Source organism: Lysobacter sp. Root916 (assembly GCF_001429785.1).
Taxonomy (GTDB): Bacteria; Pseudomonadota; Gammaproteobacteria; order Xanthomonadales; family Xanthomonadaceae; genus Lysobacter.
Genome location: NZ_LMJF01000001.1, coordinates 975,565 through 997,598, shown reverse-complemented (window position 1 = coordinate 997,598; position 22,034 = coordinate 975,565). Strand labels below are relative to the sequence as shown.

At 68.4% G+C, this 22,034-nt stretch carries 11 protein-coding genes and 1 pseudogene; 3 read left to right on the top strand and 9 right to left on the bottom strand.

What is annotated here, in order from left to right; all coding sequences use genetic code 11:
* Window positions 1-212: 212 nt before the first annotated feature.
* Window positions 213-5,171 (bottom strand): alpha-2-macroglobulin, encoded by a 4,959-nt coding sequence (locus tag ASE35_RS04620; RefSeq protein WP_057163084.1) that lies wholly within the window; start codon window positions 5,169-5,171, stop codon window positions 213-215.
* Between the two features lie 407 nt (window positions 5,172-5,578).
* Here ASE35_RS04620 and ASE35_RS04615 point away from each other — a divergent pair.
* Together ASE35_RS04615 and ASE35_RS22250 are read left to right on the top strand one after the other, a co-directional pair.
* A pseudogene (locus tag ASE35_RS04615) lies at window positions 5,579-6,877 on the top strand (M12 family metallo-peptidase); the annotation flags it as partial.
* Complete coding sequence (locus ASE35_RS22250; protein WP_343123517.1) at window positions 6,863-7,492, top strand: PKD domain-containing protein; 630 nt, start codon at window positions 6,863-6,865, stop codon at window positions 7,490-7,492. The pseudogene ASE35_RS04615 and the gene ASE35_RS22250, both read left to right, overlap by 15 nt.
* 118 nt (window positions 7,493-7,610) lie before the next feature.
* Here ASE35_RS22250 and ASE35_RS04610 read toward each other — a convergent pair whose 3' ends face one another.
* Complete coding sequence (locus tag ASE35_RS04610) at window positions 7,611-9,095, bottom strand: FAD-binding oxidoreductase (protein WP_082611113.1); 1,485 nt, start codon at window positions 9,093-9,095, stop codon at window positions 7,611-7,613.
* Window positions 9,096-9,941: 846 nt separating this feature from the next.
* Between ASE35_RS04610 and ASE35_RS04605 the strand changes: the two genes are divergently transcribed.
* A complete protein-coding gene (locus tag ASE35_RS04605) occupies window positions 9,942-12,098 on the top strand; it encodes a M4 family metallopeptidase (protein ID WP_082576261.1) in 2,157 nt (718 codons plus the stop codon).
* 211 nt (window positions 12,099-12,309) lie between these two features.
* Here the strand turns inward: ASE35_RS04605 and gyrA are convergent, their stop codons facing one another.
* The 7 genes from gyrA to ASE35_RS04570 form a co-directional block, all read right to left on the bottom strand.
* Window positions 12,310-15,051, bottom strand: a complete 2,742-nt coding sequence (gene gyrA, locus ASE35_RS04600) for a DNA gyrase subunit A (protein WP_056174457.1) — start codon at window positions 15,049-15,051, stop codon at window positions 12,310-12,312.
* 213 nt (window positions 15,052-15,264) lie between these two features.
* Window positions 15,265-16,320: an S-methyl-5-thioribose-1-phosphate isomerase gene (gene mtnA / locus ASE35_RS04595; protein WP_056174454.1), complete on the bottom strand. Its 1,056-nt coding sequence runs from the start codon at window positions 16,318-16,320 to the stop codon at window positions 15,265-15,267.
* A 115-nt stretch (window positions 16,321-16,435) separates the two neighbouring features.
* Window positions 16,436-17,212, bottom strand: coding sequence for a DUF3011 domain-containing protein (locus ASE35_RS04590; protein WP_056174452.1), 777 nt, complete (start codon window positions 17,210-17,212; stop codon window positions 16,436-16,438).
* 235 nt (window positions 17,213-17,447) lie between these two features.
* Window positions 17,448-18,185, bottom strand: a complete 738-nt coding sequence (locus ASE35_RS04585; RefSeq protein WP_056174449.1) for a DUF3011 domain-containing protein — start codon at window positions 18,183-18,185, stop codon at window positions 17,448-17,450.
* A gap of 104 nt (window positions 18,186-18,289) precedes the next feature.
* Complete coding sequence (gene epmA, locus ASE35_RS04580; protein WP_057163083.1) at window positions 18,290-19,276, bottom strand: EF-P lysine aminoacylase EpmA; 987 nt, start codon at window positions 19,274-19,276, stop codon at window positions 18,290-18,292.
* Window positions 19,273-21,639, bottom strand: a complete 2,367-nt coding sequence (gene ligA, locus ASE35_RS04575; protein ID WP_057163082.1) for an NAD-dependent DNA ligase LigA — start codon at window positions 21,637-21,639, stop codon at window positions 19,273-19,275. Before ligA ends, epmA begins: the two co-directional genes overlap by 4 nt.
* Window positions 21,636-22,034: a hypothetical protein gene (locus ASE35_RS04570; RefSeq protein ID WP_057163081.1), complete on the bottom strand. Its 399-nt coding sequence runs from the start codon at window positions 22,032-22,034 to the stop codon at window positions 21,636-21,638. The genes ligA and ASE35_RS04570 overlap by 4 nt, the downstream gene beginning before the upstream one ends.

Here is a 22,034-nt window from a genome sequence, read left to right as displayed (position 1 = left end):
CTTTCGTTTACTGGAAGTACTTGGGAATGGAAGCACTCACGCCTGCGGCGCTCGCTTCCCTCATCCGCCCTACGGGCACCTTCTCCCGCCAGCGGGAGAAGGGACAGCATTGGTTACGCCTCATGCGCTGCACCGAACGCCCGACCGCCATGCAGTCGGGCCGGGGCGCGGCTTGGGGTGAGGGCCGCCGCGAGCCCGCCCGCGGCGCTACCTCACTTGCCCGGCTGCGTCACCGTCAGCATCGCCGGTACCGCCTTGCCGACGCCACGCAGATCCGGACGGTACATGTCCTCGACCAACGACGGCGGCACGGTGTAGGTGCCCGGCGTGACCGCGCGCACCAGGTAGAACACCCGCGCGGTGTCGCCGACGTCGAGCTTGAGCGCGGCCACGTAACGGTCGTCGCGGAACTCCTCGTGACGCACTTCGGCGGCGTCGTCGCGGTCGGAGATCTCGATGCCGTCCACCACCACGCCGGCCCACTGCTTGGCGTCGCCGAGGTTGAAGTTCTCGATCTCCAGGCCCGCCGGCAGCAGGTCGGTGAGCAGGGCATCGGGCATGCTGCGGCTGGCCTTGATGCTGACCTGCACGATCAGGGCCTCGCCCTCCTCCAGGCTGCCGCCTTCCCACTCCTCGCCCTTGGTCGTGTAGTACTTGCGCTTGACCTCGATCACCGAGCTGTCCGGGTCCGGCGCGCGGCGCGGCACGCCGGCCACTTCCATGCTCGCGTACAGCGGCGGCTGACCGACCGGCGCGAAGCTCACGCCCGCGGCCAGCGCGTCGTAGTCGAACAGGCGGCCGACGATCTTGGCCGCACCGGCATCGCTGGCGACATCGCCGACCTTCCATTGGCCGGACACGGTCTTGGCCTGGTCGGCCATCAGCGCCTTGCCCAGGCGCGCCAGCGCGACCTGCTCCTGCGTGCTCAGCCACAGCCAACCGCGATTGCGGCGCGCGTCCAGCTCCAGGCCCAGCGGCACCGCGCGGCCGTCGTAGGCCGGCGTGGCGTAGCCGCGCTCGTGCACCAGCGCGATCATCAAGGCGTCGTCGCGCACGCGGCTGCCGTAGTCGCCCAGGTACTCCGGACGGTCCTTGGAGTCCTTGGCGAAACCTTCGGCGATCGCCTTCTTGCCGCGCGCCTTGTCGCCCTGCATCGACAGCGCCAGGCCCAGGTGCACCAGCGGCAGGCCGGTCACGCTGTTCTTGCGCTCGTTGTCGTAGAGCGCGCGCAAGGTACCCAGCGGCGCGCGGTTGACGCGCGCCAGCACATAGCCGGCGTGGGCCTGATAGGCGAACTTGAGGTGTTCGCGGCGGTCGTAGCCGAAGAACTGGGCGCCGCCCGACAGCAGGTCCTCGTTGAGCACCTTCAGCGACTTCTGCAGCATCGTCTCGGGCACCGCGAAACCGGCGTCGCGCGCGTCCAGCAGGAACTCGACCACGTAGGGTGTGATCGCCTGATTGACGTAGTCGCCGTCGCCCCACATCGAATAGTGGCCGGAGCCGATCTGCATCGCCGCCAGGCGACCGAACGCGCCTTCCATGCGCGCGCGCCGCTGCTTGGCGTCCAGGCCCTTGACCCCGAGCATCTTGGCGGTCGCCTCGTCCAGCTCCAGCGCGGCATAGCCCTTGCTGGTGGTCTGCTCGGCGCAGCCGTACGGATACTCCAGCGCGCCCTGCAGCGCGCTGGCGAACGGAATCGGCGGCAAGGCGCTGACCGTCATGCGCGCGTTCACCGAGCCCGGCATCAGGCCTTCGGCGAAGTCCGCGCCCAGGCGCACCGAGGCGTTGTCCTCCAGCACCTGGGTGCGCGCACGCAAGACCTGCGGCCAGGCCGGCCGCACCGGCACGTCGTAGCGCCGGTCGACCTTGTAGCCGTTGCCCTCCACGCGCACGCGCACCTGCGCGACCGTGTAGCCCTCGCGGGCGACGATCGGGAAGGTGTAGGTGGTCTTGGCCTCCACGCCCAGGTTGGCCTTGCGGTTGCCGTCGCTCAGCGACAGCGGGCCGATGCCTTCGACCTTGACCTCGAACTCGCCGGGCTTGCCGGTGAAGTTCTGCACGTCCAGGGTGACGTTGCTGCGGTCGCCCGGCGCGAGCACGCGCGGCGTGCTGGCCTCGGCCAGCACCGGCGCGCGCACGATGGTCTCGCGGTCGCGCTTGCCGTACTTGCCGCCGGAGTACACCAGCGCCGACACCCGCAAGGTGCCGTTGAAATCGGGCACCGCCAGCTTGACCAGGGCATTGCCCTTGGCGTCCAGCCGCACCGGCCCGGCGAACAGGTCCACCGTCTGCACCTTGGCGGTCGGGCGCCGCGCCTGCGGCAACGCCTCCAACGCCGCGTCGCCGCCGAAGCGGAGCTTGGCTGTGCCGCCCTCGAAGCTCTCGATCACGCGCCCGTAGACGTCGTAGGCGTCCACGCCCAGACGACGCTGGGCGAAGAAATGCGCGGCCGCGTCCGGCACCGGGAAGCGGGTGATGTTGAGGATGCCCACATCGACCGCGGACACGGTCACGTAGGCCTCCTGCCCGGCCAGCTGCGGCGCGCTGACGGTGACCGGCAGGTCCTGCTCCGGCCGCATCAGCTTGGGCACGTTGAGGCCGACCGCGACCGTGCGCTCGCGCCGGTCCATCGGCACGTGGGCGATGCCGACCGCACGCGCGGGCGTGATCTTGCTGGGCGCGCTGCCGCCGCGGAACACCAGCGCGGTCACGTAGACGTCGTGGCGGTCCCAATCGTTGGTGACCGGAATCTCGAAGCTGCTGCCGGCCTTCACGTCGATCGCCTGCACGTACAGCATGCGATCGCTTTCGACCATCAGCAGGCCCTTGCCAGCGTGCGGCGGGGTCAGGGTGACCTTGAGGGTGTCGCCGGCCTTGTAGGCGGTCTTATCGAGCGCGATCTTGACCTTGTCGGGGCGCGCGTCGAGGCCGCGGTTCTGGTCGTCCCAGCTCCAGCCGGCCTTGAACGGATAGCGCGAGGTCAGCTGGGTCGCCGGGTCGTAGACGTCGATGCGGTACTCGCCCCACTTGACCGGGAAATCCAGGCGCAGCGGCGAGGCGCCGAGGTCGACGTTGCGGGTCTGCACGTCTTCGTAGCGGCGGTTGAAGTCGTAGTCCCAGCCGCCGTCGGCGTCGTAGTTCCAGTGGTAGTCGCGGTGTTCGCGGATCAGGGTCACGCGCAGGCCGCGCGCCGGGCGCGGCTTGCCGTCGGCGCCGACGCGGGTCAGCTCGAAACCGGCGTTGCCGTTGGAATCGGTGCCTTCCTTGTCGTCGAACAGCGGACGCACGCCGACCAGGGCGTCGGCCGGCCACAGCACGCGCTTGAGGCTGCGATTGACGCTGCGGCCGCCGCTTTCGTAGACGCTGCCGGTGAGGATGGCGGCGATCGGGCTGACCGGCTTGGCCTCGCTGGGCAGCGCCACGCTCTGCTGCAACTTGCCCTGGGCGTCGAGCGCGGTATCGACCACGTCCTTGGCTTCCTTGGGCAGGCTCAGGGTCGGGTCGCCGAAGAAGTAGCCGGGCAGTTGTTCCAACGGATGCTGCTCCACCATCACCGCCAGCTTGGCGGTGAAGCGGTTGCCGGCCGCGGGCGCACCATAGAGGTAGGCGCCGTCGACGGCGAGCTTGATCGGCTCGCCCGGCTTCAGCGTGGCCTGGGCGTTGAGGTCCAGCTTGAGACGCTCGGGCAGGAACTCCTCGATGCGCAGGGTCATGCCCTGCACCGCTTCCTTGCTGGCCGGATCGGTGCGGAACTCGACCCGCCAACGGCCGGTCGCGGCGTCGGCCGGAATCACCTGGGCGTGGCGCACATAGCCCTGACTGTCGGGCTGCAGGCGCGTTTCCAGGAAGGTCTTGCCGTCGGGCTGCACGTAGCGCAGGAACACCGGCTGCAAGGCCTTGCCCTTGAGCGCGACCGGCTTGCCGTCCTGATCGCGCAGCAGCGCCGACAGGCGCACGGTCTCGCCCGGGCGGTAGAGATCGCGGCCCGACCAGGCGAACACGTCGAACCAGGCCTGCTCGCGGCCGGAGACCGCGAACTCGGACAGGTCCAGCGCCGGCTGGTTGAACGGCAGCATCGACACGTCGCTGCCGCGCTGCGCCACCAGCACCTGGGTGGCGTCGAGCTTGTAGGCCAGCATCACGTTGCCGTTGCGATCGGTCTCGCCCTTCAGCACCGGCTCGCCATTGGCATCCAGCACCTTGAGCTCGACCCCGCCGACCGCATCGCCGTTCTCCAGCGAGGCGGTATGCACGAACAGCTTGTCCTTGTAGGCGCGCGCGTGCAGGCCGAGATCGCTGACGGTGAAGAACGCGGTCTCGAACTCGTCCTTGAACTGGCCGCTGCGCTTCATCACCGCGAAGTACAGACCCGGCTTCTGCAGCTCCTCGATGTCCTGCAGCGGCAGATAGGTCAACACGCGCTCGTTGGGCTTGCCGCCGAGCACGAAACGATTGACGTAGACCGGCTCGGCCAGCTTGGACAGCGGCGTCTTGTCGTCCCAGTCGCGCTCCAGCTCCCAGCTGCCGCGACGGCCGCCGCGCTGGTACTCGGCGAAGAACTTGGGCAGTTCCTTGTCCTTGATGCGCATGAACTCGACGTCGACTTCGGCGACGTTGATCGACACCACCGGCAGGCCGCGGCTCTCGCGCGCCGGCAGCACGCTGCCTTGCGAGGCGAAGCCGACCACCGGATCCAGCGGACCGGTGTAGACGTTGCGGGTGACGGCCTTGCCGATGCGGTCGCCGTCGGCGGCGGTGAGGCCGCCCTTGATGGTGACCACGTAATCCTTGCTGGCTTCGACGTGGGGGAAACGCAGGACCTTGCCGCCGTCGTCCAGCACCCAGCTGCCCTTGACCACGGCGCCGTTCTTGTCGGCGACCGCGATCAGGTCGTCGAAGGCCTGGCTGCCGACCAGCGGCTGGCTGAATTCCAGGGCGATCGCGAGCTGCTCGTCGGCTTTCTGATCGGGATAAGCCGCGACCAGCCCGAAGCCCTCGACGGTCTCGCGCTTGGCCTTGATCGCCTCGCCGCTGACCTCGGGCAGTTGCCCGGTGGTGTCGCGCTTGCAGGCGACGGGCCCGCCGATCAGCAGCAGCGCCAAGGCCAAGCCAGCGGCCGCGCGCACGACGCGCCGGAACGAAAATGCAGCACCACCCACCACGCTATCCATGTCGTCTCCCCTAGGGTTGCGACGAGTATAGAGCGCGCCCAGCATCGCCATAAGGACAATTTGCGGGCCATGCGCAGGCATCGTTTTGCTGGCGTTGCCGAACGCCGACGGCGGCCGCATCGAGCGCCCGGCGCAATCGCCCCTCACACCCTGGAACAATGTTTCAAACCGAAGTCGGGCCGATCCAGCGCCAGCGACGCATGTGCCAATGCATGACTCGAATCACACTGTGAGTACAGGCGCGGTTGGTTTCCCCTGCCCCGCCCTGGCGCCTCGTTGGCTAGCTTGGAAAACGGCCGGATCGACGATCCGTCCGCCATCGCCCTGCGCATCGGCTAGCACGGACGCCGCGCCAGGGATCGCCATCGACGCGGCCGCGCCCCGGCCGACCAGGGAGAGAGAACCCGATGACCACCCGTAAGCATGCAGCGCGCCTGGCCCAGGCCGCCCTGCTCCTGTCCATCGCCAGCGCCCCAGCGTTCGCGGCCAAGCCGCTGTTCGTCGGACAGGCGCCGGCCCCGCAACGCGCCGCGCTCGCCACCGCCCAGCAGCTGTCGCACGCCGCCCCCACCCGCAGCCTGCGCATCGAACGCGCCGACGCCTCGGTGGTCAGCGCGCACAACCGCGAGATCGAACTGCGCCTGGGCTCGCGCCTGGTCACCGCCACGCTGGACGACGCGCACCAGACCGAGCGCGGCAACACCGTCTGGCTCGGTCGTCTGCGCGATTCGCGCGGCGCCGCGGCCTTGCGCGGCTCCCGCGAAGTGCGTGTCGACGAACGCAACTCGGTGGCCCTGGTCCGCCACGGCGACCGCATCACCGGCAACGTGCGCGTCGACGGCACCCTGTACCGCATCCAGTCCCTGCCCGACGGCAGCAACGCGGTGATCGAAGTCGACGAAAGCCGCCTGCCGCCGGATCACGCGGCCGACTACAACGAAGCCGGCATGCCGCAGATCGACATGCGCGCCGCCGCGGCGCGCGCCGTGAGCGGCGGCGGCCTGGTCGGCGCGGCCGCGATCGACCCCGGTGCCACCGCCACCATCCGCGTCCAGGTGGTCGCCACCAACCAGGCGGTCGCCGCGTACGGCGGCGACATGGAAGCGTTGATCGAACTGGCCGTGGCCGAGAGCAACCAGGGCTACGTCAACTCCAACGTCGGCATCAACATGGTCCTGGCCAACTACCGCACGGTGCAATACACCTCGGTCGGCGACGGCCACGCCACCGACGTGCAGCGTTTCGCGGGCACCAGCGACGGTTACATGGACGACGTGCATGCCAGCCGCGACGCCAACGCCGCCGACGTCAACGTGCTGGTCATCGACGACGACAGCAACTGCGGCCGCGCCAGTTCGATCGGCTCCAACGCCGCCAGCGCGTTCGCGACGGTGTATTGGGATTGCGCGACCGGCTACTACAGCTTCGCCCACGAGATCGGCCACCTGTTGTCGGCGCGCCACGATCCGACCAACGACCCCAGCAGCACGCCCTACGCCTACGGCCACGGCTACCAGTACGCACCGGCCACGGGCACGCGCTGGCGCACCATCATGGCCTACCAGTGCAGCGGCGCCGCCTGCACGCGCCTGAACTACTGGTCCAACCCCGACGTCAGCTATAACGGCGTGCCGATGGGCAACACCAACCTCAGCCACAACCAGCGCGTGCTGGTGCAGACCAAGGCGGCGATGGCGGCGTTCCGCGCCGACCCGGGTGCCAACGTCGCGCCGACGGCCAACTTCAGCTCCTCGGCCAGCGGCCTGACGGTAAGCTTCACCGACGCCTCCACTGACAGCGACGGCACGATCGCTACGCGCAGTTGGAACTTCGGCGACGGCACCACCTCCACCGCCACCAGCCCCAGCAAGACCTACGCGACGGCCGGCACCTACACCGTCACCCTGACCGTCACCGACGACGACGGCGCCAGCAACACCAAGACGGCCACCGTCACGGTTTCCACCGGCGGCGCGCAGACCTACAGCAACGGCACCGACGTCAACATTCCCGACAACAACGCCACCGGCGTGAGCAGCTCGATCGTGGTCTCCGGCCGCACCGGCAACGCCCCGTCCAACGCTTCGATCTCGGTCAACATCGTCCATCCCTACAAGGGCGACCTGATCGTGGACCTGCTGGCGCCGGACGGCTCGGTCTACAACATCCACAACCGCAGCGGCGGCAGCGCCGACAACGTCAGCGGCACCTTCGTCAAGAACCTGTCCACCGAAGCGCTCAACGGCACCTGGCGCCTGCGCGCGGCCGACCGGGCCGGCCAGGACGTGGGCTACATCGACAACTGGAGCATCACCTTCTGATGCGCCGCGACCGGGCCCGCGCGCCCGGCTCCGGATCCCACCGAAACCCCGGCCACGGCCGGGGTTTCTCTTGCGCCAGCGGGAAGCGCCACGGCGGCATCGCCCGACGAGCCCGCCCTCACCTCGGCAAGTACTTGTCCCACATCCGATTGCGGAAACGTCCTCGCGGATCGATCTGGCGCTTGAGCGCCGCGAACGTCGGCGCTGCCGGATAGCCGCGTAGAAACTGCTCGCGCGTGGCATGCAGGCGGTATGGCAGATAGTGGCGGCCGCCGTGATCCAGGGCCAGATCGATCAGGCGCCGCGTCCATTGTCCGGAGACCGCGTCGGCGCGCGCGCCGCTGCGCTGCTTGTGATAGAGCACGAACGAAAACACCTCGGTCGGCGACCAGCTCAGCAGCGATTGCCGATCCGCGGGCGCATGCCGGATCGAAACGTTCAATGCGTGCACCTCGAAGTCGCGCAGGACCCGCGCCAGCGCGCGCGCGAACTCGGCGAAGGCCGGGACCGGCACGAAGTACTCCTGCAGCAGATAGGTCGAATAGCGGCGCGTGCTCGGCTCCAGCGAAGCGATGTCCAAGCTGGCTTCGCGATTGCGCCAGACCACCTCGCGCTCGCGCAGCAGCCTCTCGACCGAGTATCGCTCGCGCATCCAGGGGCCGCCCGGCAATTCGGACGCGCTCCAGATCAGTTTGCGGTCGCGGCGGTAGTCGCCATTGCGCGCGATCAGGCGTTCATCGACGGTCAGCGGCTCTGCGCAGCGGCTCCAGGTCACCGCGACCGGCGCGTCGAAGCGTGGCGGCAGCAAGTCGGCGTTGTGCAGCACGCTGGCTGGATCGGCGAGCACGCGTTCGGCGAACCAGGCCGGATACTCGTCCAAGGCCACCCGCTCGGCGCGCCGCACGATGCGATGGTTGAGGCTGAGATCGAACTCGGCCTCGGTGATCGCGCCCAGCCCGCCATAGCCGCCCACCGCCGCATGGAACAACCGCGGGTCGCGCTCGCGGCTGAGCTCGTGCACCTGCCCGTCGCCGTCGATCAGTTGAAGCGCGCGCAGGCTGTGGATCAGGCTGCCCTTGCCGACGTAGCGGCCGTGGCAATTGACCGAGAGGGAGCCGCCTATGCTGAAGTTGCTGTAGCTTTGCATGATCGAAACCGCCAGACCGTGCGGGTCGATCAGCTCCTGCAACTCGCGCCAGGACATGCCGGTCTGCACGCGCACGCGCCGCTGCGCGGGGTCCAGCCACACCATGCGATTCAAGCCGCGCATGTCCAGATGCAACGATCCGTCCGCGGCGATCTGGCCGCCCATGCTGCAACGCGCGCCGCCGATCGACACCGCGCCTGGACCGCTTCGCAATGCGGCCACGACCGCGGCCACCGAGTTCGGTCTGAGCACGCGTCCCACTTCGATTTCGTCGATGCCGCCGATATCGCGCAGACGGCGTTCGTCGCGGTCCGGCGACTCGCGCGCGCAGCCGGACACGCCCAGCGCGGCGCAGGTGGCAAGCACCCGCAGCGCCTGGCGCCGTCCGGGATCGGCGCAAACCTCGTTCGCGACGTCGGCGTCGCCGCAGGCGGTATCGCTGTCGTCGCGGCCCATCAACGTGGGTCGCCTCCGGCCCGATCGGCGCGGCGCCCTCCACCCTGCCGCCGCGCGCCGGCCGGTCCGAATGCCGGGATCTCGATCGAAGCGTGGGGCGCGCGGGGCATGCGGTCAGGTTAGCGACCGTGCGCCAGGTGCACCAGATCGGTGGTCTAGGCCTGGCCGTGCCTGGCTGGAGGACGGAGGCCGGACTTCCGCGGCGTCGCGGTCGCGGCGGACACCCGCTCATCGAATCCGCATCGCCGGGCCCGTCAGCGTCTGCGAAGACCGGCTCCTGCCGTAACTGGAATAGCCCCCACGCTTATGCGCGGAATTAGGTCACATTCGATGATTGATTATCTAGCTGAAAATAATCAAGACCGCTTACTCGTTCATGTTAGTGAGCGTGAAAGCCTTTGATTTCGCTGGATAAGATCATCAACGCATTCAGGCGACAAAACCCCCACCCGCACCGCGCATAATCCTTGTGCATTGCAACAATATATTTAAAACATTATTACAATCCGATGGCGGTCTCGTGAAATCCGGATTCACGCGCCAAATACGGCAAAAAAACGGTTTCAGATGCAAGCGCCATGCACTGCATCAGTACGCATTCATTCCTTAACGAATGTGACTTAGTTCCACAGCTTTGACCCCAATTTGCACCCCGGCCTAGCGTCGCTCCGCCGTCGCGAAGGACATCGCGGCGGCATCCGATAGACCCACGACCTACCGCACGCACAAGGACGATCGAGTGCGCAGGGCCAGGGCGTGTTGGTGACAGGGGGCGGATGCACCACCTGCAGTGAGCCGGCCGCGACCGCGGCCCGACCAACAACACTAGCTTCGGGGGTAACACCAGTGAATCGTCATTCCGTACCGAAACTGCACGCACTCGCGGCCGCGGCCGCCCTGGTCCTGGCCGCTGGCGCGGCCGATGCGGCGCAACGCGTCGATCTGCACCAGAGCAACGTCAACCAGCTCAATCAGCAGTATCGCGCGGCCGCGGCCAGCGTCGGCGCCAGCGCCGATGCCGGTGCGCGTCACGCCGAGCTGCTGGCGCTGGACACGCAGTCCACGCTCAAGGCGGTCGCGATCAAGGCCGACCGCGACGGCACCCGCCACTACCGTTATCAGCAGAGCCATCGCGGCGTGCGGATCTTCGGCGAGCAGATGGTCGTCAGCGAAGACGCCAACGGCAACGTGCGCACGCTGTTCGGTCAGATGATCAACGGCATCGACGCCGACGTGCCCAGCGTCACGCCCAAGCTGGCCAAGTCGCAGGCGCTGAGCGTCGGCAAGCGCGCCGGCCTGGGCAACCGTCAGGGCCTGCTCGGCACCCGCGACGAGAAGACCGAGCAGGTCATCTATGTCGACGACGGCGGCCGCGCCCACCTGGCCTATGTCGTGTCGTACTTCGCCGACGCCGCCAAGGGCGGTTCGCCGACGCGTCCGTTCGTGATCGTCGACGCCAACGACGGCCGCGTGCTCAAGCAGTGGGACGCGCTGGCGCACGCCAACGGCACCGGCCCCGGCGGCAACCAGAAGACCGGCCAGTACGAGTACGGCACCAACTTCGGTTTCCTCGACGTGGCGCAGAGCGGCAGCACCTGCACCATGAACAACGCCAACGTGAAGACGGTCAACCTCAATCACGGCACCACCGGCAGCACGGCGTTCTCGTACACCTGCCCGCGCAACACCGTGAAGACCATCAACGGCGCCTATTCGCCGCTCAACGACGCGCACTACTTCGGCAAGGTCGTCTACGACATGTACGGCGCTTACGTGGGCGTGCCGCCGCTGAGCTTCCAGCTGACCATGCGCGTGCATTACAGCAACAGCTACCAGAACGCGTTCTGGGACGGCTCGGCGATGACCTTCGGCGACGGCGGCTCGACCTTCTACCCGCTGGTCAGCCTGGACGTGTCGGCGCACGAGGTCTCGCACGGTTTCACCGAGCAGAACTCGAACCTGACCTACTCCGGCCAGTCCGGCGGCATCAACGAAGCGTTCTCCGACATGGCCGGCGAAGCCGCCGAGTACTACATGAACGGCACGAACGACTTCCTGGTCGGCGCGCAGATCTTCAAGGCCACCGGCGCCCTGCGCTACATGGCCAACCCGCCGCAGGACGGCAGCTCGATCGGCCACGCCTCGAACTACACCAACGGCATGGACGTGCACTACTCGTCCGGCGTGTACAACAAGGCGTTCTGGAAGCTGGCGACCACCTCGGGCTGGGATACGCAGAAGGCGTTCAAGGCCTTCGCCCGCGCCAACCAGCTGTACTGGACGGCGAGCACCAACTTCATCCAGGGCTCCTGCGGCGTCGAGACCGCGGCCACCGATCTGGGCTACAACGTCGCCGACGTGAGTGCGGCCTTCGCGCTGGTCGGCGTCGACTGCCCAGGCGGCGGCAACGCTCCCCCGGTGGCGAACTTCACCTCGTCGGTCAGCGGCCTGACCGTGGCCTTCACCGATACCTCCACCGACAGCGACGGCTCCATCGCCTCGCGTAGCTGGAACTTCGGCGACAGCACCACCTCCACCGCCACCAACCCCAGCAAGACCTACACGACGGCGGGTACCTACACGGTGACCCTGACGGTGACCGACAACAACGGCGCCACCAACACCAAGACCTCCACGGTCACGGTCGGCGGCACCGGCGGCACCCAGACCTACAGCAACGGCACGGACTTCCCGATCGCCGACAACAGCACGGTCGAAAGCCCGATCTCGGTCTCCGGTCGTACCGGCAACGGTCCGAGCAACGCTTCGATCACCGTCAACATCCTGCACACCTACAAGGGTGATCTGAAGGTCGATCTGGTCGCGCCGGACGGCACGCTGTACAACATCCACAACCGCACCGGCGGCAGCGCCGACAACGTGACCGGCACCTTCACCAAGAACCTGACCAGCGAAGCGCTGAACGGCACTTGGAAGCTGCGCGTCAACGACAACGCTTCGCTCGACACCGGCAAGATCGACAGCTGGAGCATCACGTTCTGATTGCCCGATCCGGGCCAAGGAACGGCTCGGCGACGGCTATGCGATAAAAAAACCCCGGCTTCGGCCGGGGTTTTTCTTTTGAGCGTCGCGCTGCATGCGCGAACCACACGAACGCTCACGCTACGATCCCGATCGGCGACGCGTCGTCCGGACGCCGCAAACGAGAACGCCACCCGCAGGTGGCGTTCTCGTGGCAAGCGCGGGCCGCGGATCAGCTTTCCGGGCTGGGCGCGTCGCCTGCCTTGTCGCCCGCATCCGCGATCGGCGGCAGGCCATCGCCGCTCTCGTCCGCGTCGTCTTCCAACGAAGCATCGACGCGCTCGATGGTCTGCAAGGTCTCGTCTTCTGCCAGACGCATCAGGGTCACGCCCTGGGTGTTGCGGCCGACCTGAGAGATTTCCGCCGCGCGCGTACGCACCAGGGTGCCGCCGTCGGAGATCATCAGCACTTCGTGGTGATCGCTGAGCTGGATCGCGCCGACCAGGGCGCCGTTGCGCTCGGTGGTCTTCAGCGCGATCACGCCCTGAGTGCCGCGACCCTTGCACGGATACTCCTCGACCGGAGTGCGCTTGCCGTAGCCGCGCTGGCTGGCGGTGAGGATGTCGCCGTCGCCGTCGATCACGATCATGCTGACCACCATCTCGCCCGAAGCCAGCTTGATGCCGCGCACGCCGCGGCTGTTGCGGCCGGTGGAGCGAACGCCGCCCTTGCCGCGCTTGGACTTGTCGGCGCCTTCGCCCTCACCCGCCGCCTCGGCCTCGACGCCGTCCTCGGCGCCCTCGATCTCGGCCGACTCGTCGGCGCTGTCCGCCTCGTCCTCGCGACCGCTTTCGGCGAAGCGCACGGCCTTGCCATTGCTGGCGAACAGCATCACTTCGCGCTGGCCGTCGGTCAGGGCCACATCGACCAGGGCGTCGCCCTCGTCGAGGTTGATCGCGATCTTGCCGCGCGCCAGACGGTAGGCGAACTCGGTCAGCGGCGTCTTCTTGACCATGCCCTTGCGGGTGGCGAAGAACACGAAGTGCTGGTCGTCGTACTCGCGCACCGGCAGCACGGCCTGGACCTGCTCGCCGGCTTCCAGCGCCAGCCAGTTGATGATCGGACGGCCGCGCGCGTTAGGCCCGGCCTCCGGCAACTGGTGCACCGGCAGCCAGAACACGCGGCCGGAGCTGGTGAAGGTCAACAAGGTGTCGTGGGTGTTGACCAACCACAGCTTGTCGATGAAATCCTCGTCCTTGGTCGCCGCCGCGTTGCGGCCCTTGCCGCCGCGCTTCTGGGCGCGATAGGCGCTGACCGGCTGACGCTTGGCGTAGCCCGAATGCGACAGCGTGACCACCACGTCCTCCGGCGCGATCAGGTCGAGGATGTCGAGATCCTCTTCGCTGGCGCGGATTTCGCTGCGGCGCGCGTCGCCGAACTCTTCCTTCAGGTTCAGCAGCTCGGTGCGGATCACTTCCAGCAGCACGTCGGGATTCTCGAGGATCTCGATCAGGCCGCGGATGGTCTCCAGCAGCAGCTTGTACTCGTCGGTGAGCTTTTCCTGCTCCAGACCGGTCAGGCGGTGCAGGCGCATTTCCAGGATCTGGCTGGCCTGTGCCTCGGTGAGCTGGTAGCGGCCGTCGGCGAAACCGACGCCGGCCGGCAGATCGTCTGGACGCGAGGCCTCGGCGCCGGCGGCGGCCAGCAACGCGCCGACCAGGCCCGGTTCCCAGGTTTTGGCCAGCATGCGCTCGCGCGCTTCGTTGGGGTTCGCCGAGGTCTTGATCAGCTCGATCATCTCGTCGATGTTGGCCAGCGCGACCGTCAAACCTTCCAGGATGTGCGCGCGCTGACGCGCCTTGCGCAGATCGAAGATGGTGCGGCGGGTCACCACTTCGCGGCGGTGACGGATGAAGGCCTCGATGATTTGCTTGAGGTTCAGCAACTGCGGGCGGCCGTCGACCAGCGCCACCATGTTGATGCCGAACACCGACTCCATCTGGGTCTGCTGATACAGATTGTTCAGCACCACCTCGGCCGATTCGCCGCGCTTGACCTCGATGAAGATGCGCATGCCGTCCTTGTCGGACTCGTCGCGCAGCTCGCTGATGCCCTCGAGCTTCTTTTCCTTGACCAGCTCGGCGATCTTCTCGATCAGCCGCGCCTTATTGACCTGGTACGGGATCTCGGTGACCGCGATCGCCTCGCGACCGGTGTCCTCGTTGACCTCGATGTCGGCGCGCGCGCGCATGCGCACGCGGCCGCGGCCGGTGCGGTAGGCGGCGATGATGCCGGCGGTGCCGTTGATGATGCCCGCGGTCGGAAAATCCGGGCCGGGGATGTATTCCATCAGGCCGTCGACGTCCAGCTCCGGATCGTTGATCAGGGCGATGGTCGCGTTGATCACTTCCGATAGGTTGTGCGGCGGGATGTTGGTCGCCATACCCACGGCGATACCGGCCGAGCCGTTGACCAGCAGGTTCGGCACCCGGGTCGGCATGACCGTGGGTTCGAGTTCCTTTTCGTCGTAGTTGGGCTGGAAGTCGACGGTTTCCTTGTCGATGTCCGCCATCAGCTCGTGGGTGAGCTTGGCCATGCGCGATTCGGTGTAACGCATCGCGGCGGCGGAGTCGCCGTCGACCGAACCGAAGTTGCCCTGGCCGTCGACCAGCAGGTAACGCAGCGAGAACGGCTGGGCCATGCGCACCAGCGTGTCGTAGACCGACTGATCGCCGTGCGGGTGGTACTTACCGATCACGTCGCCGACGATACGCGCCGACTTGAAATGGGGCTTGTTGCTGTGCGCGCCGAGCTCGCTCATCGCGTACAGGACGCGGCGGTGCACCGGCTTGAGACCATCGCGGACGTCGGGGAGCGCGCGGCCCACGATCACGCTCATGGCGTAATCGAGATAGCTGCGACGCATCTCGTCTTCGAGATTGATCTGGATGATTTCCTTGGCGAGTTCGGCCATCAGGGTTCCGTGCTGAGCGGTTTTGCTAGGCGCCCCGGACGGCGGCGAAACCTGCCCGTGCGGGCCTGTTCTGCAGCTCGCTCAAGGCGGCATCAAAAGGACAGGAAATGATAGCACGAAACGGGGTCGGACAGCGGCCCGATTCCCACGCAGAAACAAGCACTTGCGGGTGCTTTTCCAGGCTTTGGCGCAGCCGCGCGACAGGCGCGGCGATCAGGCCGCGAACGCGGCCCGCATCGCCTGCGCGTCGGGACGCTCGATTACGCCGCGCTCGGTGACGATGGCGTCGATCAGTTCGTGCGGGGTGACGTCGAACACCGGGTTCCAGGCGCCGACCTGCTCGGCCGCCGTGCGCACCCCGCCGACCGCGAACAGCTCGCCGGGATCGCGCTCCTCGATCTCGATCGCCTCGCCCGAGGCGGTGGCCATGTCGACCGTCGAGGACGGCGCGGCGACCATGAATTTGACCCCGTGATGGCGCGCGGCGATCGCGAGCTGGTAGGTGCCGATCTTGTTGGCGGTGTCGCCGTTGGCGCAGATGCGATCGGCGCCGACCACCACCCACTGCACGCGCCCGCTCTTCATCAGATGCGCGGCGGCGGAGTCGGCGATCAGGATCGGCGCGATGCCGTCCTGCTGCAGTTCCCACACGGTCAGGCGCGCGCCCTGCAGCCAGGGCCGGGTCTCGCCGGCGTAGACCTGGTCGATGCGGCCCTGGGCGACACCGGCGCGGATCACGCCCAGCGCGGTGCCGAAGCCAGCGGTGGCCAGCGAGCCGGTGTTGCAATGGGTGAGCACGCCGCTGCCGGGCGCGATCAGGGCCGCGCCCAGCGCGCCCATGCGGCGGTTGGCGGCCAGGTCCTCGTCGGCGATCGCCTGGGCCTCGCGCGCGAGCGTGGCGCGCCAATCGGCGCCCGCCCCGCTCAGGCTGCGGCGCATGCGCGCCAGCGCCCAGGCCAGGTTGACCGCGGTCGGACGCGCGGCGTTGAGCCGCTGCAGCGCAGGTTCCAGCGCGGCCAGTGCGCCGGCGCCGTCGTCGGCCTGGATATCGCGCGCGGCCAGCACCACGCCCCAGGCGGCGGCGATGCCGATCGCCGGGGCGCCGCGCACGGTCAGGGCGTGGATCGCGGCCGCGACCGCGTCGCTGTCCTGGCAACGCACGTATTCGACGTGGAACGGCAGGCGGCGCTGATCCAGCAGTTCCAGGGCGTCGCCGGTCCAGCGGATCGGGCGAATGCGGTCGTAGCGGTCGAAGTCGATGTCGTTCATGCGCGCAGTTTATCGCAGCCGCGCCAGGCCCTGGTTGCGGGCGCGCGAAAGCGCCAACGAAAACGGGCCCCGCGTCGCCGCGGGGCCCGTCGTCCTCAAGCGCTGGCGCGGGCGATCAGCGCACGCTGAACTCGCCGCGGCAGCCCATCTGCACCCAGATGCCGTTCTGATCCCAGCCCCAGGTCTGGCCTTCGATGCAGGCGCCCTTGGACTTCTGGCGGATCAGGCGCGCGCCGTCGCGGATGCTGGTATTGCAGCGACGCATGCGGCCCTCGCGACCGTCGTTGGATTCGCACACCACGGTGCGCCACTGGTTGTTGCCGCCGTTCCAGCCGCCACCGTTCCAGCCACCGCCGCCGCGGCCGCTGCTGAACTCGCCGCGGCAGCCGTTGCTGACCCACACGCTGCCGCGTTGCGAGCCCCAGCTCTGGCCTTCCACGCAGGGCGACTTCGAAAGCTGGCGCACCAGGCGCGCGCGGTTGCCGCCGATGGCGCAGGTGCGGTAACGGCCGTCGTCGGATTCGCAGCGCACGGTGTCGCCGTTGTTGCCGCCGTTATTGCCGCCGCCGTTCCAACCGCCACCGCCGTTCCAGCCACCGTCGCCGCCGCGGCCCAGTTCGAACTCGGCGCGGCAACCGCCGCTGACCCAGATGGTGTCGCGGTTGTAGCCCCAGGTGCTGCCCTGGATGCACTGCGACTTGGAGAACTGGCGGACCAGGCGCACGCCGCCGCGGGTGTCGGCATAGCATTGACGGTTGCGGCCGTCGTCGGACTCGCAGCGGATGGTCTGCTGACCGCCGCCGTAGTAACCGGAATCGTATTGCGGCGCCGCCTGTGCGGTCGCGCTGAAACCCAGCGCCAGGGCGAAACAGGAAACGATGCGTACGAACATGTCCGTCACTCCTTTGTCAGTTGGCTGCAACTTTATCCACGCCCGCTTAACGCAGGCTCAAGATTTCGGCACCGCGCCGGACCCGATTCGGATGCGTTTATCTGCCGCTTAACGAGTCCCGGGGTCGCGGCCGGACAGCGGCGCGCATGGGCGCAAGTATGCCGCGCGCAGGGGGCGGCAGTCGCCCGGACTTATGGCAGGTGGCGACGGCGCGCGACGGCGCCGCGGTGGGGCCTCAGCCGCCGCGCGGCGTATCGACTTCGAACTCGGCGCGGCAGCCGTCTTCGACCCAGATGCCGTTGCCGTCGAAGCCCCAGCTGCGTCCTTCCACGCATTGCGAGCGCGAGAGCTGCTTGTGCAGGCGCACGCCAGCGCCGGTCTCGACCGCGCAGCGCTGGGCCTGGCTCTTGATCGATTCGCACAGCACCACCTTGCCGCGCGGCGCGACGGCGACCGGCTCGGTGGCACCGTCGGACAGCATTTGGAACTCGCCGCGGCAACCGCCGGACACCCACAGACCCTGGGCGTCCACACCCCAGTTCTGGTCGCGGATGCAGGGGCGCTTGGACAACTGGCGCACCAGCTGCACGCCATTGGCGCTGTTGCCACGGCAGTGATTCCAGCGCCCGCCCTTGGATTCGCACCGCATGACACGATCGCCACTGCGGCTGTCGCGGCCGCTGCCGCCCTGGCCGAGCACGAAGTCGGCGCTGCAGCCGCGCGCGACCCAGACGCCGCTGCGATTCACGCCCCAGCCCTTGCCCTCGACGCAGTCGCTGTCGGACAGGCGCCGCGCCAGACGCACGCCGCCGGTGGTGTCGGCCGGACATTGGCGCGGGGTTTCGCCATCGGATTCGCAACGCAGCACGCGGTCGCCGTACAGCCGTTCGCCGCCGGCCTGGGCCATGGCGTCGCCCGCGCCGGCCATCAAGACCAGCGCCAACGACAGTGCCGCGGCAGTACCTGTGCGCATTGCGAGCTCCCCCTTGCGATACGCGATCACTCTACCCCGCGCACCTGAATGGTCAATCAAAACATCTTGCAACTGCGCCGACTTGCGCTCTGCGTTCAGGCTTGTCATGCGCGCGCGAAATCGAAGGCCAAGGTATCGGCGATGCGCGGAACGTTCAGCATCGCCATTAGCAAACGGTCCACGCCCAGCGCAACGCCCGCGCAGTCCGGCAGACCGGCGGCGAGGCCGGCCAGCAGCGCCTCGTCGCGCGGCGGCGCGGGCGCGCCGCGTTGCGCGCGCAGCGCGAGGTCGCGTGCGAAGCGCACGCCCTGTTCGTGCGCGTCGGCGAGTTCGTGATAGCCGTTGGCCAGTTCCAGCGGCCCCAGGTAAAGCTCGAAGCGCTCGGCCAGCGGCGGCTCGCCGGCGCGCACGCGCGCGAGCGCGCACTGCGAGGCCGGGTAGTCGTAGACGGCGAGCAGGCGATCGGACGCGAAGCCGGGCTGCAGGCGGTGGGTCATCAGCAGATCCAGCCAATCGTCGCGGCCCAGGCCCTCGGGATCGATCACCAGCTCGCCCAAGGCGGCGCGCAATTCGGCTTCGTCGGCGCTCAGCGGATCCAGACCCAGGCGCTGTTGATAAAGCTCGCGATAGGCCACGCGTTCCAGCGCCGCCTCGCGCCCGACCAGGGCCAACGCGGCCTGGATCAGTTCGGCAGTCTCGGCGATCAAATCCTGATGGTCGTAGCCCAGCCGGTACCACTCGAGCATGCTGAATTCGGGGTTGTGGCGGCCGCCGGCCTCGCCGTCGCGAAACACCCGGCCGAGTTCGTAACAGTCGCCGAAGCCGGCCGCGAGCAGACGCTTGAGCGGGTATTCGGGCGACGTGCGCAGCCAGCGCGTGCGCGGTGCGCCGTCGGTGCGGCCGCTGAATTGCAGCGAGAACGAGGCGATGTTGGGGTCGGTGTTGCCGGCCATCGACAACACCGGGGTCTCGACCTCGGTCACGCCGCGCTGGGCGAAGAATTCGCGGATGCGCGCATTGAGCGCCGCGCGCAGGCGCAGCGCCTCGAAGCTCGCCGATGGCCGCCAGTCGCGTGCGCCGGTCTCGCTCACGGGACCGAGCGGCCGTGTTCGGCCAGGAACGCGAGCAACTGCGCCTCGTCCCAGATCGGCACGCCCAGCTCCTGGGCCTTGTCGAGCTTGGAACCGGCGGCCTCGCCGGCGACCACGAAGCTGGTCTTCTTGGACACGCTGCCGGCGACCTTGGCGCCCAGCGCTTCCAAGTGATCCTTGGCCTGATCGCGCGACAAGGCGCTGAGGCTGCCGGTGAGCACGGCGGTCTGGCCGTCCAGCGGGCCGGCGGCCGCGGCCGCCGCGGCCGCATCGGGCAGGCGCGCCTGCAGTTGCGCCAACGCCGCGCCCACGCGTTGTAGCAGGGCCGCGTTGTCGGCGTCGTCGCGCCACAGGGCGAAGGCCTGCGCGCTGTCGGCGGGCAGGCCGGCGGTGACGTAGGCGTGCTCGGGCGCGGCCGCCAGCTTGGCCGCATCCGCGAACGCGGCGGCCAGCTGTTCGGCGCGGATGCGGGTGACCTTGGGAATTTCCATATCCACCAACAAGGTCGCCAGATTCAGATCCGGAGCGAGCTTGGGCGTAGGCTCATGGGTGTCGGTAATGGTCACGCCGCGCGCGAGCAGGTCGTCGATCACCTGCTGGTTGCCAGGCTGGTCCAGGAAATGGCCCAGCGAACGCGCGACTTCGCCGCCGATGTCCGGCACGCGCTTGAACATGGGCCAGGGCAGATGGCGGATCAGGGCCAGATCGCCGAACCAGACCGCGAGCGCCTTGGCGGTGCTCTCGCCGACGTGCTGGATGCCGAGCGCGAACAGGAAGCGTTCGAGCGTGGTCGCGCGGCTGTGGTCGATCGCCTCGATCAGATTGTCGGCCCACTTGGTCGCGACCTTGCCGGCCTTGACCGTTTCCGGCGTGGTGCCGTCGCGCTCGTCCGCACGGCGCTTCATCTCCAGCAGGTCGTCCAGGCCCAGCTTGTACAGATCGGCCACCGACTGCACATAGCCCAGGTCCGACAGCACCTCGACATAACGCTCGCCCAGGCCTTCGATGTCCATGGCGCGGCGCGAAGCGAAATGAATGATGGCTTCCTTGCGCTGAGCCGGGCAGATCAGCTCGCCCGAGCAGCGCCAGACCACCTCGCCTTCCTCGCGCACCAGCTCCGAGCCGCACTGCGGACAGGTCTCGGGCATGGCCCAGGCCCGGGTGCCGGGCGGGCGCTGTTCGATCACCACCCGCACCACCTCGGGGATCACGTCGCCGGCGCGGCGCACGATCACGGTGTCGCCGTTGCGCACGTCCAGGCGCGCGACCTGATCGGCGTTGTGCAAGGTGGCGCGGGTCACGACCACGCCGCCCACCTGCACCGGCGCCATCAGCGCCCACGGCGTCACCGCGCCGGTGCGGCCGACGTTGATCTCGATCGATTCGACCGTGGTCGCCTGTTCCTGCGCCGGGAATTTATGCGCAATCGCCCAACGCGGTGCGCGCGAGACGAAGCCCATCTCGCGCTGGCCGGCGTAGTCGTCGAGCTTGTAGACCACGCCGTCGATGTCGAACGGCAGCTTGTCGCGCTTTTCGCCGATGCGGCGGTAGTAGCCGAGCAGGCCCTGGGTGCCGGCGACCACATCGCTTTCGGCGCTGACCGGGAAGCCCCACTCGCGCAACTGCGCCAGCGTGGCCGAATGCGTGGCCGGCAGCTCGTAGCCTTCGACGATGCCGACCGCGTAGGCGTAGAACGCCAGCGGACGCTGCGCAGTGATGCGCGGATCGAGCTGGCGCAGCGAACCGGCCGCGCCGTTGCGCGGATTGGCCAGGACCTTGCCGCCGTCCTTGAGCGCGCGCTCGTTGTAGGCCTTGAACGCGGCCAGCGGCATGTAGACCTCGCCGCGCACTTCCAGCACGTCCGGCCAGCCTTTGCCGCGCAGTTGCAGCGGGATCGCCTTGACGGTGCGCAAGTTCGCGGTCACGTCCTCGCCGGTGGCGCCGTCGCCGCGGGTCGCGCCCTGGACGAAGCGGCCGTGCTCGTAGCGCAGGCTGATCGCCAGGCCGTCGAGTTTGGGCTCGACCGAGAAGCTCGGCGAGCTGCGCTCCAGGCGCTCCTCGATGCGGCGTTCGAAGTCGGCGACTTCCTCGTCGCTGAAAGCGTTGCCCAGCGACAGCATCGGAATCGCGTGACGGACCTCGGCGAAGGCCGAGGACGGCGCGTTGCCGACGCGCTGGGTCGGCGAATCGGGCGTGAGCAGCTCGGGATGCGCGGCTTCAAGCTGGTCGAGCTCGCGCAGCAGGCGGTCGTACTCGGCGTCCGGAATGCTGGGATCGTCGAGCACGTGGTAGCGGTAGTTGGCGTCTTCGAGCTGCTGGCGCAATACGGCGGCGCGTTGCGCGGCTTTGGCGGAGTCGGTCATCGCGGGCGTCCATGGCGCTGCGGTTGCGGCGCTATCGGCGCATTTTGACCGGTTTGGGCGAATCTGGGGATGCTGGGTTTGTGAGTTTGCGTGGGGTGGAGCAAATCCCCCCTGCCCCCCTTTTCCAAAGGGGGGAACAGCAACGGCAACGGCGAGAGCAACGGCGACATAGGCGCGTGGGGGGCATGGGCGGCAATGGCGGCAATGGCGGCACCGGCGGCATCGGCGGCATCGGCGGCATCGGCGGCATCGGCGGCAATGGTGGCAATGGTGGCAATGGCGGCATCAGCGACAACGGTGCCATCAGCGGCATCAGCGGCATCGGCGCCAACGGCGCCAACGGCGCCAACGGCGGTAACGGCGGTAACGGCGGCAACGCCAACCGTAACGCTCAT